This is a genomic window from Halodesulfovibrio sp. (genome assembly GCF_025210605.1).
Lineage (GTDB): Bacteria > Desulfobacterota > Desulfovibrionia > Desulfovibrionales > Desulfovibrionaceae > Halodesulfovibrio.
On sequence record NZ_JAOARI010000013.1, the window covers coordinates 146,724 to 162,118 of the forward strand.

Below are 15,395 nucleotides of genomic sequence, written 5' to 3' on the forward strand. Positions count from 1 at the left end.
CCCCAATGTCTGATGAAGCTCGTAGAGTTTTCAAAATGGAAACAATTCTCGGTTTAATCGCTGGTAAAGGCGGTACCGATGTTTCTGATTTGCTTTGCTACCTCACCCAGCGTGAACTTTCCGCTGAAGAAGAAGGTGTAGTAGCACCTATGTCTAAAGGCTGGCTGTACAGCATGGAACCTCGTTTCATGCAGTGTTGCTACGAAGAAGGCGAACCATTTGATGCTTGGACTAAAAAACAGGCATCTAAGCTGGGCGGCAACGTTTCCGTTGAACCAATTCCAGCTGCTGATATGGCTAGCATTTCTATTGTTCTCGATAAATTGGCAGACGCTAAAGCTACAGTAGCAGAACAGGCTGCAGCAATCGAAGGTCTTCAGGCTAACGTTGCTGAGTTTGAACCGTTCAAAGCTCAGGCTGCTGATCTTGAGAAAAAAGTTGATGATCTTTCTGGCAAGCTTGAAGCTGCTCAGACTGATCTTGCAAAAGCTAAGAAAGAACTCAAAACTTTCGATGGCAAAGTTGCAATCAACGAAACAGAAGTTGAGTCTTCTGTTAAAGATATCGTTTCTCGCGCAGTTAAAGACGCTCTTGCATCTCTTCCTGCTGGCGCAGCAGTTGCTGCGGCAGGCGATGCTGAAGAAGCTCCAGCTACAGAAGAAGCACCAGTTGAAGAAGCTGGTGGCGGCGTACCGGATGATTTCGGTTTCGGTGCTTCTGGCAGCGACGATAGCGGGTTTGGTTTCTAAGCATAGCTCAGCTTTACCCCATCCAGTATTAAAGCCCAACTGTTATTCAGTTGGGCTTTTTTTGTCGGTAGTGAAAAATAGCTTTGGATTGAAGTAGCTTATTTAGGGGGATAAGCGCTGTACAAACTTTAGTGGTAAGGAAGTGCTCTGGGAGCTAATAAGAAAATATCAGATGAGGTTACGATAGAACTGGTCAGGTAAAGAATAGGTTAGCGGCTAGTATGAAAAAATGAGAGGGCGCGGTCGCTTAGGCTTGTATGGTTAATAAAAGACTAGTAGCTTTGTTCCTGCAAATGTCATTGAATAGGGTGGTTGGAAGCTTATCGGAAAGTTAGCTATTAGCTAACAGTTCGAGTTGTTCATTAATTTTACTTGCTTTGCTTTGACGCTTCATATCGTACATTGAAGCATCAGCGGCTTTAAGCAATTCTATGACAGTGCTTCCATCTTCTGGGTGCTGGCTTACCCCAGCGCTAGCAGATATATAGTGAACAGCGCCACTGAGTTGGATAGGCTCTTCAATTGCTTTAAGCATTGCGGCTGTTTTCTTTCTCAACATTTCTTTGTTATTAATGCCTTCCAAGATAACGATGAATTCATCACCACCCAATCGAGCTACAAAATCTGTACGGCGGCAACCTTTGGCAAGACGCTGAGCAATAATTTCGAGTACCTTATCACCAGTATAGTGTCCGTGGTTATCGTTAATAGGTTTAAAGTTGTTGAGATCCAAAAAAATGACAGCAAACGGCACGGAAGGCTGGGCATTGAGAAGAGTGGTAAGGTGATTCTCTAGTGCGTTTCTGTTGCTGATACCTGTCATGCTATCGATAGAAGCACAGCGGGCTAGCTCCAGCTCAGATTGTTTTTTCTGTGTTATGTCAGAAACGATTGTTGCAATAGACTCAAGCTCACCATTATCATTAAATTTTCCACTGGAACTAATTTTCATCCAACCATATGTGCCATCTTTTCGCACAAACTCGTACTCATAGCCGACAGCAGTTTTATTTTTCAAGATAAGACTACGGTATTCTAAGCGCTGCTCTGGATAGCGCCAAAGCTGGTCTACGAATTTCACTTCATCTAAAAGTTGTGTTGGAGAATCATAGCCGCACATAGCCGCAACAGCAGGATTCGCCTCGGTGAGTCGACCATCGCGTTGCACTGTGGTGATCCCTTCAGCTGCATTCCAGAAAATATTTTTGTAACGGTGAGTGGTATCGCGCAAATCTTGTTCAATCTTTTTGCGGTGCGAAATATCTGAAGCCACCCCAACTTCACCATAAATTTGTCCATCTTTCTCTTTAAGAGGGCGACGCTGGACTTCGAAGTGGTGCAGGTTGCCGTTCATTGTTGTTGTAAATTCTGCCTGATACGTTGCAGAATCAATCATGAGCAGGTTTGTAAAGTTTGCCTGAATGTCATGTTCGTTAAGATCAGATGAAACTAAGAAAGAATATTTATTCGAAGAGTCGTCAGTTACGTTACCGAATGTTTCGGTAAATGCTTTGTTAGTAAAAAGACATTGGTGGCTTTTGTCATTAACAAACACAGGAACGGGCAAAGCGTTGAGCACGTTTTGCAAGAAGAGGTATTGATCTTCAATTTTTTGATAAATGTTCATGTGCTTTGTAATGTTGATGAACATTGCTTCAACATCATCATTGGTATCTTTTTCTGCTGTAATAAGAATATTTAGTACAGTGTCGTTGATACTGCATGTCGCAGGATAGTTTTCGACACGACTATTTTTATCAAGTTTCTGGAGCAGCGTGTCTTTTGCATCTCCTAAGAGAACATCTTCAAGAAAAAGTTTCTTTGATGGATCTGTAAGATTAAGAATAGTTGCAGTTGTTGCAGTGATGGGGATAAGTTCCCCCGTCTTGATATTAAAACGGATAGCGAGCACTGCACCACTTTTGTAAAGATTAGAACGGAAATGTGGGCTGAATCTTTTTCGGTTATCAAGCATACCCAAACTATTGCATACCCAGTTGTAGATAAACCGTGGTTTTCTACGGACAAGCACAAAGTACATACCTGTAACTATTGCACAGGTATACAGGAATAGTAAAAGAATACTAAGGGATGGAGATTGGGAATATAACATAGATTTATGTTCTATACTATCCGACAAAAAATAAGTAAATGGCGCAACTACTTAATCTTTTCGTAGTTGCGCCACATATACTATAGATGAAAGAAAAAGAAACCGATTATTCTTATTTATCAACCAGATTGAAGTCTACTTTAATTTTATAAAGAGCGGTTGCTGGAAGATTAAGAATTTCTATGCCGGTTTTTTCTGTAATACCATTTAGCGTGTCTACCACCGCATCCCAATTTGGACCAATGAATGTGAACCAGATATTGAATTCGTGGTCGCGCAAGTAGTTATGTGTCACTCCTGCGTGGGAATTAACTTCGGCAACGAACTCTTCGACTTTTTCTTCAGGAACTTTAGCAGCGCATAATGTAGAGCGCCAGCCAAGTCCTTTTGAGTTAAAGTTTGCACCAAGTCGTCTGATAATTTTACGCTCTTTTAAGGAGCGAACGGTAGCAAGTGCTTCAGCTTCTGTCAGTCCAACCTGCTCGCCGATAACCTCGTACGGGCGTGGAGCAATCGGAAAACCGGATTGAATAATTGTCAGAACTTTACGGTCAGTGCTGCTTAATGCAGATTCCAGTTGTTTATCCATTTCGACCTCGATGGTGTGGCGTTACAGGCTGTGTTATTTTTGACGGCGCGGAGTGTAGCTGCACAGTGGCTCTTCCGCCATATGTGAGCCTTTCATGGAATATCCACGTGCTCGGCAGCCGCCGCATACATTGTGGTATTCGCAGACACCGCATTTTCCGTCGTATTCTTCTTTGGTTCGGAACTGACGGAAGTGTTCAGATTTGCGCCAGATTTCTGGGAATGGTGTCTCTTTAATCTGTCCACAGTCCAGCTCTAAGTAGCCGCATGGCTGAACTTGTCCTGTGTGTGAGATAAAGCAAAAACCGGTACCGCCAAGGCAACCGCGGGTGAAGGCATCCATACCGAAGTTTTCAGCATTGACTGCAAGTCCTTCTTCTTTCGCACGCTGGCGCATAATGCGGTAGTAATGCGGTGCACATGTTGCTTTAAGGTGCATGTTAGTTGTTTTGCGGAAATCATAGAACCAGTTGAGCACTTCTTCGTACTCTTCAGCGGTAATAACTTCTGCGCCCATTTGTGCTGCGCGTCCGGTAGGGACAAGCAGGAAAATGTGCCATGCAACAGCTCCAAGTTCTTCACACAAATTAAAAATTTGTTTGAAGTACGGCAGGTTTTGACGGGTAACAGTGGTGTTAATCTGGAACTCAATGCCTGCCTCTTTGAGGAACTCAATACCACGAAGAGACATGTCAAAAGCACCTTCGACACCACGGAAATCATCATGAAACTCTGCACTTGGGCCGTCAATGGAAATAGAACAGCGTTGCACGCCGGACTCTTTCATTTTTTGCGCGGTTTCTGGAGTAATCAGTGTTCCGTTAGGAGACATAACACAACGCAGACCCTTTTCTGTCGCATAGGCGACAAGTTCGTATACGTCAGGGCGCATCATAGGGTCGCCACCTGTGAAGATGATGATAGGATTCCCTACATCAGGAAATGTATCGATCAGTGCTTTTGCTTCATCAGTATCCAGCTCTCCTGGATATGGCTCTTCATGTGCTTCAGCACGGCAGTGTTTGCACGCAAGGTTACAGGAGCGGGTTACTTCCCACGCAATGAGTTTGCAGGATGGTGAACCGTCTTCCAGAGTGCGAGCCATAGAGCCGGAAAGACCGCTGGCATGAGGATGCCCCGCTGGCATTTTTCCACCGGGATGTCCGGCAGGCATAGGGTGACCTGCTGGCATTTGCGGATGTCCTTCCGGTTTGGCAGGGCGGTTCTGTGGTGGCAGCCCTGTGTCAAGAATTGCTTCTTTATGAGCATGCTTATGATCGAGCGGTGCTTTTTCAGCAATGCGCCCAATATCTTTTGAAGCGCAACCGCAAAGGGATTCTTTTTTATTAGACATACTATTGTACCAACCCGCGTTTAATAAGGTCTTCAGCAAAATATGTGATGATTAGGTCAGCTCCTGCACGTTTGATGGCAAGGAGTGATTCCATGGTAACAGCATCAAGATCAATCCAATCATTTTGCGCTCCTGCCATAATCATAGAGTACTCTCCGCTTACTTGATACGCCGCCATCGGCTGGTCGAAACGGTCACGCAGCATGCGAATAATATCAAGATATGGACCTGCCGGTTTTACCATGAGGAAATCGGCTTCTTCCAAAACGTCTGCTGTTGCTTCGCGCAGTGCTTCGCGACTGTTTGCAGGGTCCATTTGATAGCTTTTGCGGTCGCCGCTTTGAGGGGTAGATTCTGCTGCATCGCGGAATGGACCATAAAATGCGGATGCATACTTAACAGCGTATGACATGATTGGCAGGTTAACAAAACCTTCTGCATCCAGAGCTTCGCGTAACGCTTGAATGCGACCATCCATCATATCTGAAGGAGCAACAATATCAGCACCTGCTTTTGCATGAGAAACTGCAACTTTTTGAAGAAGAGCAAGTGTAGAATCGTTTGCTACGGTCACATCATCTTCAACGTGCTGAAGAATACCACAATGCCCATGGTCTGTGTATTCACAAAGGCAGACATCAGTCACTACAACAAGCTGCGGATGACGAGCTTTTGCAAGGCGTACTGCTTGCTGTACAATCCCGTCTTCTGCATATCCTTCGGTGCCTGTAGCATCTTTGCATTTAGGAATGCCGAATAAGATGATGGCGCGCAGCCCTGCTTCTACAGCTTCTGCAAGCTGCTTTTCAAATTCATTCAAGGACAGCTGAAATTGTCCGGGCATGGAAGGAATTTCTTTGCGGAAACTGGTATCGTCAGTATCTACAACGAAATATGGCATGATAAGGTCTTGTGCTGTTACACTATGTTCACTCACAAGTGCGCGTAAGGCTGCTGTGCTACGAAGACGTCGTCCTCTAAAGAAGTCCGCCATTGTATCCTCCTGATCTTTGGAGATCGGTTCATTGTATGTTTCAGTATGATGAGTAGAAGTGAAAAGAACCGGTGCACTGTTGCAACCGTGCAGGGGTTCGGTGCTGAAACAGTATGTATAAAAGGGCTCCCGCTCTTCCAGAGCGGAACAGCGGGAGCCGATAGAATCATAATTTAGCAGTAGGGGCTGTTACTCAGGACGAATTTCGTCGTCGGTGAGGTAACATGCCGGATCCTGTGCCCACTCGTCGCCGTATACAGCTTCTGCACGAGCACGGAAGTTACCGCCACAGATGTTGAGGAAGCGACATTTTGCACAGCGACCGCCAACATACTGTTTTTTATCTTTCATTTTAGCAAGCAGTTCGATATTCGCATCGTCCCAGATTTGGGAGAAAGGACGTTCAAGAACGTTACCGAATACTTTTTCTCTCCAGAACTGGTCTGGGTGAACGCTGCCATCCCAGCTGATACAACCGATACCGCGACCGGAGCTGTTGCCTTCGTTGAACTGAAGCAGTTCAAATACTTCTTTTGCACGCTCTGGGTCTTCACGCAGCATACGCATCCACACGTATGGACCGTCTGCATGGTTGTCTACAGTCAGAACTTCTTTTGGATGACCTGCATCGTGAAGTTTTTTGGTTTCATCCATGATGAGATCAACAACGTCACGAGTTGCCTGATGATCGAGATCTTCTTTAATGATTTCGGAACCGCGACCGGAGTATACGAGGTGATACAGACAGATGCGCGGGATTTCCATATCTTTAAGAAGCTGGAAAACTTTTGGAATTTCAGGAGCGTTCTGTTTGTTGATTGTAAGACGAAGACCTACTTTAAGACCTTCTGCTTTACAGTTCTCAATACCTTCGAGTGCTTTTTTAAATGCATTTGGAACGCCGCGGAATTTGTTGTGTACTTCTTCCATGCCGTCAAGTGAAATACCTACGTAGGAAAGACCAACTTCTTTAAGTTCGCGGGCTTTTTCTTTGGTAATAAGTGTTCCGTTGGTAGAAATAACAGCACGCATACCTTTGTCGGTTGCATGTTTAGCCAGTTCTACAAGGTCCTTACGAACGAGTGGCTCGCCACCGGAGAAAAGCATAACTGGTGCGCCGTACTGAGCAAGATCGTCAATGATCTCTTTACCTTTTTCTGTGCTGATGAGGTCTTTATGCTTATCTGGATCGATAGCATGTGCGTAACAGTGAACACATTTAAGGTTACAGCGCTGGGTCATATTCCATACGACAACAGGCTTTTTATCTTTTGAAAACTGCAGCAGGTGCGAAGGAAGTTTGCCAGACTCCCTGCCGTAACGCAGTGCGTCGGAAGGTTCTACCTGACCACAGTAAAGTTTTGAAATGCCTATCATTGTAACTCCTTATAATATGAAAAGGCGTAAAGCCATCTGACCCGATGAGGGACTGTAGTAGTCCCGATAATAAATAAAAAAAGAAAATATCCTTTTTTTACACAACGTCTATGTAATTAGCTGGCGCGCAGAACGAACAACGTACGAACAACGCAGCTTTTCCTTACCAAACTACCTTGTACAGCGCAAAGAATTTCCTGAATCGTGAATGGAATCAAATTTTTTGTGTGATTTAGTACCACTAACATTGGGAAGGCAGTCTTTGCATTCATACACATATAACGGTAATGGTAGCTTTGTGCCGTGCAGCGTGATTTCTTCTTGGGTTTGATTTTCTAACTAGTAATTTAGTAGTAATCATTACTGGTATGTCCAGTTATATACCGCATAATTCTACTATGTCCAGCATGCTCTGCGTTTAATTTTTACAACGAATAGTAATAAAATATGCCAGTTACACTTCTTGAGCCGTATTTGCGACCAACAAAGTTTTTTTCTGCACAGCATTCATCACGCTCCCTGCTAGGCAATCTGCTTTTTGCTGTTACAGTATTTGCCAGTATTCCTTTTCTTCGGATTGGGCTAGGAAATATTGTGGGGATGCTGGGTGAAAGATATTTTGATCCTCATGTTGTTATTTTTGCCTTTTCATTGTGGCAGACCCCGTTGGCTGCTGCGCAACAGCAGGTAATGCTTGTACCGTTTTATGCTATTGGTTTACTATTGTTCGGTATATGGTTGCATGGTCTACTATGGCTTGCAGGGGGTAAAAAAGCTTCTTTTACTGCAACAATGCAATGTGTATGCTATGCTGCACCATGCTTTTGCTTAACAATTTTCCCATATTCAGGAACACTGACAGCAGAAGTGTATTTTTCTATTTTTCTTGCATACAGTCTGCGTGCGACGCATGATACCCGATGGAGCCGAGTGTTACCCGCGGTTGCGTTGAGTTTTCCGGTGGTTTTTATCGTAGGCAACCTGCTCTTTCCCTAAGGTCATAATTTGTATATTGCATTGATGCAGGTCACACACAGTGAAAATTTGTAGTACTCTGGAAGCTGGTACGTACCGTTCCGGAGATAGCGTTATATATAAGGATAGAATATGGAAATCCGTTGTCCAGAGTGCGGCTATACTCGTAAAATAAATCCAGATTCAGTTTCTCCAGAGTTGACTGTAGCCACCTGTCCTAAATGTAGTTCTAAGTTTCGCTTTCGCCCTTCAGAAGACAGCATTTCATCACAGGAACCGGAAAGCGAACAGCTTGAGATAGCAAATTCTGATATGGCACAGGAACAAAATTCTGTTGAAAAGACTGATGAGCAGAGTCGCCCTGTGCGTCCTGAGGATCTTTATCCTCCTTCTGTTCATGCCGAAAACGGTTCGACTTCTGAGCAAAGAGACTTTTCAAGCAAGAAGTTGGATGATTTTGAGGATGAGCAGCGCGAGGAGTTTACTGACGATCCTTTGCGCATGGTATATTCCGACGGTAAACCCTTAGATGGTATGCCTTCAGATGTCCCATGGGCAGAAGTAAAAGAACTCGGCTTTTTCCCTGCGATAGCAGCAACAATCAAAGGCGTATTTTTTAAGCCGACGCTATTTTTTGAAATTATGAACAAGAGCGGAAAGTTTTCGATTCCGTTCAGTTACTTTATTCTTATCTCGCTTACAGCTGTGCTGGTAGAAACGGTGTGGCAGGGCATTTTCGGTAACCCGCTCCTTCCTGCTGAAGGTCAGGCTATGGGCATTGAGGAATTATTTTCCGTCATGTTCATCAGTCCGCTGATTCTTGTTGTCTATTTATACACAACAGCCTTGGTATTGCATGTTGCATTAAAACTGACAGGGGCGGCGAAAAAACCTATAGGCGTTACACTGAGGGTTCTTTGCTATGCCTCAACTGCTGATTTGTGTTCGATAGTTCCGGTGGTTGGACCGTTGATCGGGGGCATAATGAAGCTGGTGATTATAGTAAAAGGACTTAAGACCGCGCATAACACTACGTATTCACGAGTAATTCCACCCGTGGGTATTTTGGTTCTTGTTATTCTTTCGGTAGTGGTTCATACATTACAATCTTTAGGGACTTTTGCATTTTAAGTATGCAGTGCGCAGCCCTCAGCACCAGTATTTACCGCCGTTTTATGTACATATACAGCGCGAGAAGTTTCGATTTTAAGAGGATTGGTTCATGCTTATAACATGTCCTGAGTGTCAATTTGCTCGAAATATTAATGCCAGCTCAATTCCTTCTAAGGCACAGCTTGCAACATGCCCGCGATGCAAGACAAAGTTCAGGTTTCGTATTTTACATGATGAAGAAAAGCTTGTTGTAGAAGGTATTGAAGAGAGACCTGAAGCACAGCCTGTATCTGAGCCTGAAGGGCGCCAGAGTGAACCGCATGGAGACGATGCTGTTCATGCCGATGCTGGAGCATATGAAGAAGCGGTGCAAGGTGAGCCGGATGCTGCTGACGACTATGTTGATTCAGCAATGGTTGATGCAATGCAGGAAGAGATCGAGCAGTTACTTGGTGGCGGGGATGTAGACGCTTCTGTAGATTCGGATGGAATTGCAGGTGCTGTTGTTGGTGATCTCTTAAAAGAGCTTGAGGAAAATGAACAAGCGGATGCATCGGAAAATGTTTCAGATACAGCGGTGCACGGTGCAGAGGAACTAGTAGATAGCTCTGAACATAGTTCGGTGTCTGCTGATTTAGCAGATCATGAAGCAGTAGATGTTGCTGACAACGCACAGGATAAGAGCTTTGAACAATCTGCTGAAGTTGCTGCTTCTGTAGATGAAGCTGCTTCAGTAGGTTCCGAGCGTCAGGAAATAGACGGTATTGAAATTTCTCCGGCAAAAATGATGGATGCTACTCCGACAGAACAGGTACGTGATGCTGTTACAGAAGAGAGTAGTGAAGCTGAAGAAGAGGCAATAAAGCGTTATATACAGGTGCAGGAATCCAGCGAGCGCGAAGCCGCTTCTGCGCACATTGTCCCAGCAGCCAAGGAAAAAACCGATATATGGGATGCCATTGCCGCAATGGGCGAAGAGCATGAATGTACGGAAAGTTTTATTCCTGGATGCGGAGCGCATGTGCATATTCTTCCGTGGGAAGATGGGCGCTTAGGCACTCTGGGGCGTGTGGTCAGCACATTTACCAGTTTGTACGGAAGTCCTGTACGCTTTTGGCGTGGCATCAATGCTAAGCCTTCAGCATTGCCCTCGGTATTGTTTTTCCTGCTGATGTCACTGATTGGTTATGGCATTGTTGCTGGTTGGACACATGTTTTAGTGAATAATTGGGCAGATATTTATGCCGCTATGCAATCGGTGTTGCCAGTTGCTGATGTGTTGCCACAGGCTTTAGTTCTTCCACAGTTGACCCTTTCCAGCGGACTAGCTGCCATTGGTGGAGCTTTAGTGTTACTGCTGCTTGTTGGCGGCATAACACATGCAGGTGCAAGAGGGCTTGGTGGTGAACCAGCGCCGCTTAGCAGTGGCATAAAGTGTGTAGCGTATAGTTGTGGTGCTTTTGTGTGGCTATTGCTACCAGTGATTGGTGTCATTGCTACCATCATATATTTTCCTTTGTTATATGTTAGCGGCATTCGTGCTGGTTATAATTTGTCATTATTCAAAACAGTTGTACTTGTATTGACAGTTTTTCTTTTGGTTGCAGCTTCAGTGTTTTTTGCGACAGCTGCCGGAGTTACCTTTATGTAGCATAAGGAGTAGCGAGCATGTTTGCATGGCTTGCCAAAGCATTGAGCAGTATAAAAGATAGTATTCGCTACAAGGAAAAAGTTTCACCTGAAGCTATTCGAATCCTTGCTGCCGAGTTGCGCGAACTTGCTCGGGCGGCGGAAATGTTTGCGAATGAGGAAGCAGCTCCCATTGACCGAATTAAACGGATTCAATCTGAAACCGGACAATTAATTGAACTGACGGGGAAAGCAGAATTTCGTAAGCTTTCCGTGCAGCGTCGATTAGAACTGCATGAATCGTTGGTTGACTCAAAACGCCATTTGCTTAACACAATGCAGGAAACTCCAGTCGCGACAGATGTTATTCAATAAGAATAAATAGTTAGTATATAAAAGAACGCCTGATAGCAGCCAGTAAATTAACTGGTAATGCTATCAGGCATTTTTTTTGCATAATGAGACATGTAGTTAATAAAATGCCATTTTCCTGACATTGTGAGTAAAGGTTGTTATGAAAAACATCGTATCTTTTGGTTTGCTGGTAATGTTGTGTGTTGTCTCACTAACTCTTGGCGGTTGTTCTACTCCAACAGTACAGACAGCCATTGAGCCTATTCCATCCGGATTCACACCTTCTATGCTGTGGAATGAACAATTTGTGTGGGATGAGTGGGTTCGCAGTAGTGAAATGCGCGTTTCCGTATATCCGCAGACAAAGCCGGATGCCGCTCCAACAGCGGTGTTCTTTCCATTTATACCTACTGTGACTGTACGTGACCCGCTTGATACAGGCACTATTGTCGCAAAAGTTTTTTGGCAGGAGTGGTTGCGCGAAGCACCATTTTCTGTGCTTGAATTTCGTGAATTGACGACTTCATATACGCCTGCATATGCAGTTAAGCTTGCTAAAGAACGTGGTGCGCTGTTTGCCGTAACAGGTACTTTGACTGATTTTTATGATGGCGGCAGTGTTACCGGTGCACGACTCGGCGTAACATTGAATATTTACGACACACGAACTGGTGCGTTGATTTGGTCTATGAACCAGTTTGCGTATATGGATAAAGATAGGACTCGTGATTTTCTGCTATTTAAAGCAAGAACACGACTGCCGTCTGATCCTATGTGGGTAGTTACCACAGCTATAGCAGAATGCATGAAAAAGCCTGTGAAGCAATGGACTGGGCAATGGGCTGCTGTTGAACAGCAGAACAATGCAGAAGAAAATGCCGCTTTCTAGAAGAGTGAAGCTGACAAGGCATGCAGTGTTACCCTGTAAGGGTTAAGTGAGCTACGTCTTCTTGATGTTTGCTATAATGGTATTGGTGGATATGCCAAATTGGATAGCGGTTTTTGCCTAGTAGATGTAGCACAATGTGGCTTGCAAATTGATATATGAAACTTTTGATCTTGCTGAGTAGAATTACTATTGTTGCTCCATAGAAGATAGGAAAAATGTTCAGCATAAAAAAAGACCGCATCATAACGATGGGGTCTTTTTTTACGCTTAATGATAAGCGAGGGGGCGCTACCGAGTTGGTTAAGAACCGGCAACTTTTTGGTACATCGCAGCGCCAGCACGTTTTGCTGGTTGAGCGACAGGCTGCATCGGTTGCTGATTGAATACACCGGAATTTGCGTGGGCAGTGGTTTGTGTGCTTGGCAAAGACTTGTTGCTCTTCATAGCTTCAATAGCTTCCGGGGTATCAATAATCTGAGCATACGCATCGCGTACGCCGTCAATAATCTTGATAACCTCGTCAATAAGAGCTGTGTCCATATTCAGGTTTGCTTTCAGCAACCGAGTGTTACAGAAGTAGTAGAGTTCGTGAAGGTTTTTCGCAATATCACCACCAGCTTCTGTGTTGAGGCTACCATCAAGTTCGTTGATAATGTCCATTGCACGGGTGATGAGCATGCCCTTTTTTGCCACATCTTTTTCTTCAATGCTGGTCTTTGCCTGATTCAAGAATTTAATGCAGCCCTCATACAGCATAATCAGTAATTGACCCTGTGAGGTAGTGGAAACTTGAGTAGAGAAATAGGCTTGTGCGGCCGTTTTCATTGCGTGCTCCTCATAACTTCTGACAAACGATTATAGATAACTGGGAATTGCAGCGATAGTACGGAATTTTCCGTTCGGGAAAAGTATGCAGTCATAATGCGGCAAAATTTTCCTGCTTGCAATAATCCCTAATAGATAAAGCAAAGTAAATGCCAATAGGGGGCGGTAAGTTCTTCCACTTCCCCTTGTTTCTGGCGCTTACTAAGAGTATCGGCATTTGCGACGATGCCTTTAGAATTTGATTAGTAAGAATAAGTAAAGAAGCCTGTATGCTCATGCTAATCGAGCTGTTACTACACTAGTTGGTAGCAATAACGTGTGTATCTGAATGTACTATCTGGAAAAAATAGTTTTTTGACTGGGTACAATAGAGGTCTTTTTGGTTATAGCTCGAATGATAGTATACTACTACTGTAGTATTTTAAGTACTGCAAAACTCTGAGGGTAAGATTAATGGCAAGCTATGGCAATGTAGCAAGGCAGTGCTGGTGACGCGAGAAATAAGAAAAGGTGAAGTCTGTGACTTCACCTTTTTTATACTATCGTGAAATGTAATCTTGCCTGTAACGCCAACTTGGCAGTTAGCTATTCAGGTAAGGTTGTTGTGAGCCTCGCCAGACGCTGGCGGGCTTCTTCAGGGTCAACACCTTTCATTGATACAATGTAGTCCAGATTTTCCTCTGCGTCGCATGGACGCAAGTACAACGGATCAACTGGGGCATCTCCGTATTCTAATGTTGCTGCAATATCCAGCAATGTCTCTGGCTTTGGATGTGAGAAGCGTTCATTGAGCAGGGTGGCATTAGAAATGGCATCTTCAAAAAACTCACGGTTCTTTTGCACACCAGTACCGAGGAGGACTGATGCTGCATCTCGTGAATTAATAGTCTCAGCAAGGAACTCAATAGTGCCTGCCGCAGGTTGTGTTAACGGGATTGGCAAGCCGTCAAGAGCTACCCCCTGAAATGCTTGGTAATGCACCTGACCACGTCGTGCGTGGGTGATGACCCAAACCTCTTTGTCTGTAGCGGCACACACATCCATTGCAACTGCTGGAAGATAATCAATTCCTGCCATTGGAAAGTCATGTGCACGGGCAAGACCGAGCGCTGTTGCAAGCACAAGGCGAAGACCGGTAAATGAACCGGGTCCACGAACACAAGCAATTTTGCCGATATTTTCTAACGACAATGACATTTTTTCCAGCCCTTCCATCAGTGCCGGTAACAGTACTTGCATGCCTTGTCGTGGAGAAAAAAGTTCTTTTGAAAAAAGCAGTTGTCCTTTTTGTCCGCAAACTATTTGCAAACGGGCTTCTGCGCTATTGAAAACAAGAGTAATTTTACTAGAGAAGTCTGCTGACATCGTTGAATGTAGCCCATACCATGAGAGTTAACAGTAAGAAAATTCCGACGCGAATAGAGTAGTCCATGACTTTTGCAGGAACTGGTTTGCCCACGATTGTTTCGTAAACCAGCATGACAAGGTGACCGCCATCCAATACTGGTACAGGCAATAAGTTGAGGACACCAAGGTTTATGCTGATAAGTGCAGCAAGGGCAAGAACAGCAACGAGCCCTTGTTCTGCCTGCTGGCTGACCAGTTGAGCAATCATAATAGGACCGCCAACCGTTTCTGCCGGAATAACTCGCTCGATAAGTTTAATGAATCCCTCAACGGTGAGCACCGTCATAGACCATGTTTGGTCAAGTGCCGCAGCCGCAGAACCTATGAAACCAAGACTGATGTTTTCAGTCTTTCCTGCTGCCTGTACACCGATGAGGTATGTTTTTTCGTCTTCACCAAAAAGATTTTTGCGGGAAAGCAATGACGGAGTCACTTTGAAAGTAAGGTCTTTGCCGTCTCGATTCACTAGGATTGTTAATTCCTTGCCACCGTGTTTAGCAATGGAGTCGGAAATATCTTCCCAGTATTTGATTTTTGTGCCGCTAATGGACAGAACAGAGTCGCCTTTTTCAAGTCCTGCAATAGCAGCGGGACTGTCGGGACGGACAGCACCAATTTCTGGAAGCAGCTGGAATTGACCATTGGCAACAAACAGTGCCCAGTAAATTAAAAAAGCAAGCAAAAGGTTGGCAATAGGACCGGCGGCAACAATGCACATACGCTGCCATGGCTTACGCTTAGTAAAGCTGTCCTCTTCGGTAAACTCGCTGTTTTCAGGAGAGTTGATGTCGTCATCCGGACTTTCACCGACCATGGAAACATATCCGCCGAGAGGAATTGCAGAGAGTTTATACTCAGTTCTGCCGCGCTTGAACTTGTACAACGCAGGTCCGAATCCAAGAGAGAAGGTGCGGATGCCCACACCGAATGCACGGGCTACACTAAAGTGCCCAAGCTCATGGAAGAAAATAAGCCCGCCCAGAACAAGAATGATTGCTATTGCACTGCTTAGCATACTGTTTAGGTAC

14 protein-coding genes are annotated in these 15,395 nt (G+C 44.7%); 6 read left to right on the forward strand and 8 right to left on the reverse strand.

The genetic code is table 11. The features are described 5' to 3' along the window. The first annotated feature begins 5 nt into the window (after positions 1 to 5). Complete coding sequence (locus N4A56_RS04690; RefSeq protein WP_295545376.1) at positions 6 to 749, forward strand: hypothetical protein; 744 nt, start codon at positions 6 to 8, stop codon at positions 747 to 749. A 331-nt stretch (positions 750 to 1,080) separates the two neighbouring features. Here the strand turns inward: N4A56_RS04690 and N4A56_RS04695 are convergent, their stop codons facing one another. The 5 genes from N4A56_RS04695 to ahbC form a co-directional block, all read right to left on the reverse strand. After that, a complete protein-coding gene (locus N4A56_RS04695; RefSeq protein WP_295545378.1) occupies positions 1,081 to 2,724 on the reverse strand; it encodes a diguanylate cyclase in 1,644 nt (547 codons plus the stop codon). 250 nt (positions 2,725 to 2,974) lie between these two features. Further along, the gene (locus N4A56_RS04700; RefSeq protein ID WP_293670502.1) at positions 2,975 to 3,451 is read right to left on the reverse strand and encodes a siroheme decarboxylase subunit alpha; all 477 of its coding nucleotides are present in this window, start codon (positions 3,449 to 3,451) and stop codon (positions 2,975 to 2,977) included. Positions 3,452 to 3,484: 33 nt separating this feature from the next. Next, entirely contained in the window at positions 3,485 to 4,597 is a 1,113-nt protein-coding gene (gene ahbD, locus N4A56_RS04705; RefSeq protein ID WP_293670595.1) for a heme b synthase, read from the reverse strand. 208 nt (positions 4,598 to 4,805) lie between these two features. Continuing rightward, positions 4,806 to 5,798 (reverse strand): porphobilinogen synthase, encoded by a 993-nt coding sequence (gene hemB / locus N4A56_RS04710; RefSeq protein ID WP_295545381.1) that lies wholly within the window; start codon positions 5,796 to 5,798, stop codon positions 4,806 to 4,808. A 189-nt stretch (positions 5,799 to 5,987) separates the two neighbouring features. Next, positions 5,988 to 7,175, reverse strand: a complete 1,188-nt coding sequence (ahbC, locus tag N4A56_RS04715) for a 12,18-didecarboxysiroheme deacetylase (RefSeq protein ID WP_293670506.1) — start codon at positions 7,173 to 7,175, stop codon at positions 5,988 to 5,990. A gap of 447 nt (positions 7,176 to 7,622) precedes the next feature. Between ahbC and N4A56_RS04720 the strand changes: the two genes are divergently transcribed. The 5 genes from N4A56_RS04720 (at position 7,623) to N4A56_RS04740 (ending at position 12,135) form a co-directional block, all read left to right on the forward strand. After that, on the forward strand, positions 7,623 to 8,171 hold the full coding sequence (locus N4A56_RS04720; RefSeq protein ID WP_295545384.1) for a YIP1 family protein: 549 nt from the start codon (positions 7,623 to 7,625) through the stop codon (positions 8,169 to 8,171). A 111-nt stretch (positions 8,172 to 8,282) separates the two neighbouring features. Next, the gene (locus N4A56_RS04725) at positions 8,283 to 9,281 is read left to right on the forward strand and encodes a YIP1 family protein (RefSeq protein ID WP_295545386.1); all 999 of its coding nucleotides are present in this window, start codon (positions 8,283 to 8,285) and stop codon (positions 9,279 to 9,281) included. 91 nt (positions 9,282 to 9,372) lie between these two features. Further along, positions 9,373 to 10,914, forward strand: a complete 1,542-nt coding sequence (locus N4A56_RS04730) for a zinc-ribbon domain-containing protein (protein ID WP_295545388.1) — start codon at positions 9,373 to 9,375, stop codon at positions 10,912 to 10,914. 17 nt (positions 10,915 to 10,931) lie between these two features. Next, the gene (locus N4A56_RS04735) at positions 10,932 to 11,267 is read left to right on the forward strand and encodes a hypothetical protein (RefSeq protein ID WP_293670512.1); all 336 of its coding nucleotides are present in this window, start codon (positions 10,932 to 10,934) and stop codon (positions 11,265 to 11,267) included. 139 nt (positions 11,268 to 11,406) lie between these two features. Next, complete coding sequence (locus N4A56_RS04740; RefSeq protein WP_295545391.1) at positions 11,407 to 12,135, forward strand: hypothetical protein; 729 nt, start codon at positions 11,407 to 11,409, stop codon at positions 12,133 to 12,135. A 300-nt stretch (positions 12,136 to 12,435) separates the two neighbouring features. Here N4A56_RS04740 and fliS read toward each other — a convergent pair whose 3' ends face one another. The 3 genes from fliS to rseP all read right to left on the reverse strand — a co-directional run bounded on the left by fliS (position 12,436) and on the right by rseP (position 15,382). Then, the gene (fliS, locus tag N4A56_RS04745; RefSeq protein WP_293670516.1) at positions 12,436 to 12,960 is read right to left on the reverse strand and encodes a flagellar export chaperone FliS; all 525 of its coding nucleotides are present in this window, start codon (positions 12,958 to 12,960) and stop codon (positions 12,436 to 12,438) included. A gap of 585 nt (positions 12,961 to 13,545) precedes the next feature. Beyond that, entirely contained in the window at positions 13,546 to 14,325 is a 780-nt protein-coding gene (tsaB, locus tag N4A56_RS04750; protein ID WP_295545394.1) for a tRNA (adenosine(37)-N6)-threonylcarbamoyltransferase complex dimerization subunit type 1 TsaB, read from the reverse strand. Then, the gene (gene rseP / locus N4A56_RS04755; RefSeq protein WP_295545396.1) at positions 14,306 to 15,382 is read right to left on the reverse strand and encodes an RIP metalloprotease RseP; all 1,077 of its coding nucleotides are present in this window, start codon (positions 15,380 to 15,382) and stop codon (positions 14,306 to 14,308) included. The genes tsaB and rseP overlap by 20 nt, the downstream gene beginning before the upstream one ends. Between the last annotated feature and the right edge of the window lie 13 nt (positions 15,383 to 15,395).

Coding starts and splice junctions, on each gene's coding strand:
- N4A56_RS04690 (WP_295545376.1), top strand. CDS start 6: ATGTCTGATGAAGCTCGTAGAGTTTTCAAAATGGAAACAATTCTCGGT.
- N4A56_RS04735 (WP_293670512.1), top strand. CDS start 10,932: ATGTTTGCATGGCTTGCCAAAGCATTGAGCAGTATAAAAGATAGTATT.
- fliS (WP_293670516.1), bottom strand. CDS start 12,960: ATGAAAACGGCCGCACAAGCCTATTTCTCTACTCAAGTTTCCACTACC.
- N4A56_RS04725 (WP_295545386.1), top strand. CDS start 8,283: ATGGAAATCCGTTGTCCAGAGTGCGGCTATACTCGTAAAATAAATCCA.
- tsaB (WP_295545394.1), bottom strand. CDS start 14,325: ATGTCAGCAGACTTCTCTAGTAAAATTACTCTTGTTTTCAATAGCGCA.
- hemB (WP_295545381.1), bottom strand. CDS start 5,798: ATGGCGGACTTCTTTAGAGGACGACGTCTTCGTAGCACAGCAGCCTTA.
- N4A56_RS04740 (WP_295545391.1), top strand. CDS start 11,407: ATGAAAAACATCGTATCTTTTGGTTTGCTGGTAATGTTGTGTGTTGTC.
- N4A56_RS04720 (WP_295545384.1), top strand. CDS start 7,623: ATGCCAGTTACACTTCTTGAGCCGTATTTGCGACCAACAAAGTTTTTT.
- ahbD (WP_293670595.1), bottom strand. CDS start 4,597: ATGCCAGCGGGGCATCCTCATGCCAGCGGTCTTTCCGGCTCTATGGCT.
- N4A56_RS04695 (WP_295545378.1), bottom strand. CDS start 2,724: ATGCTTGATAACCGAAAAAGATTCAGCCCACATTTCCGTTCTAATCTT.
- ahbC (WP_293670506.1), bottom strand. CDS start 7,175: ATGATAGGCATTTCAAAACTTTACTGTGGTCAGGTAGAACCTTCCGAC.
- rseP (WP_295545396.1), bottom strand. CDS start 15,382: ATGCTAAGCAGTGCAATAGCAATCATTCTTGTTCTGGGCGGGCTTATT.
- N4A56_RS04700 (WP_293670502.1), bottom strand. CDS start 3,451: ATGGATAAACAACTGGAATCTGCATTAAGCAGCACTGACCGTAAAGTT.
- N4A56_RS04730 (WP_295545388.1), top strand. CDS start 9,373: ATGCTTATAACATGTCCTGAGTGTCAATTTGCTCGAAATATTAATGCC.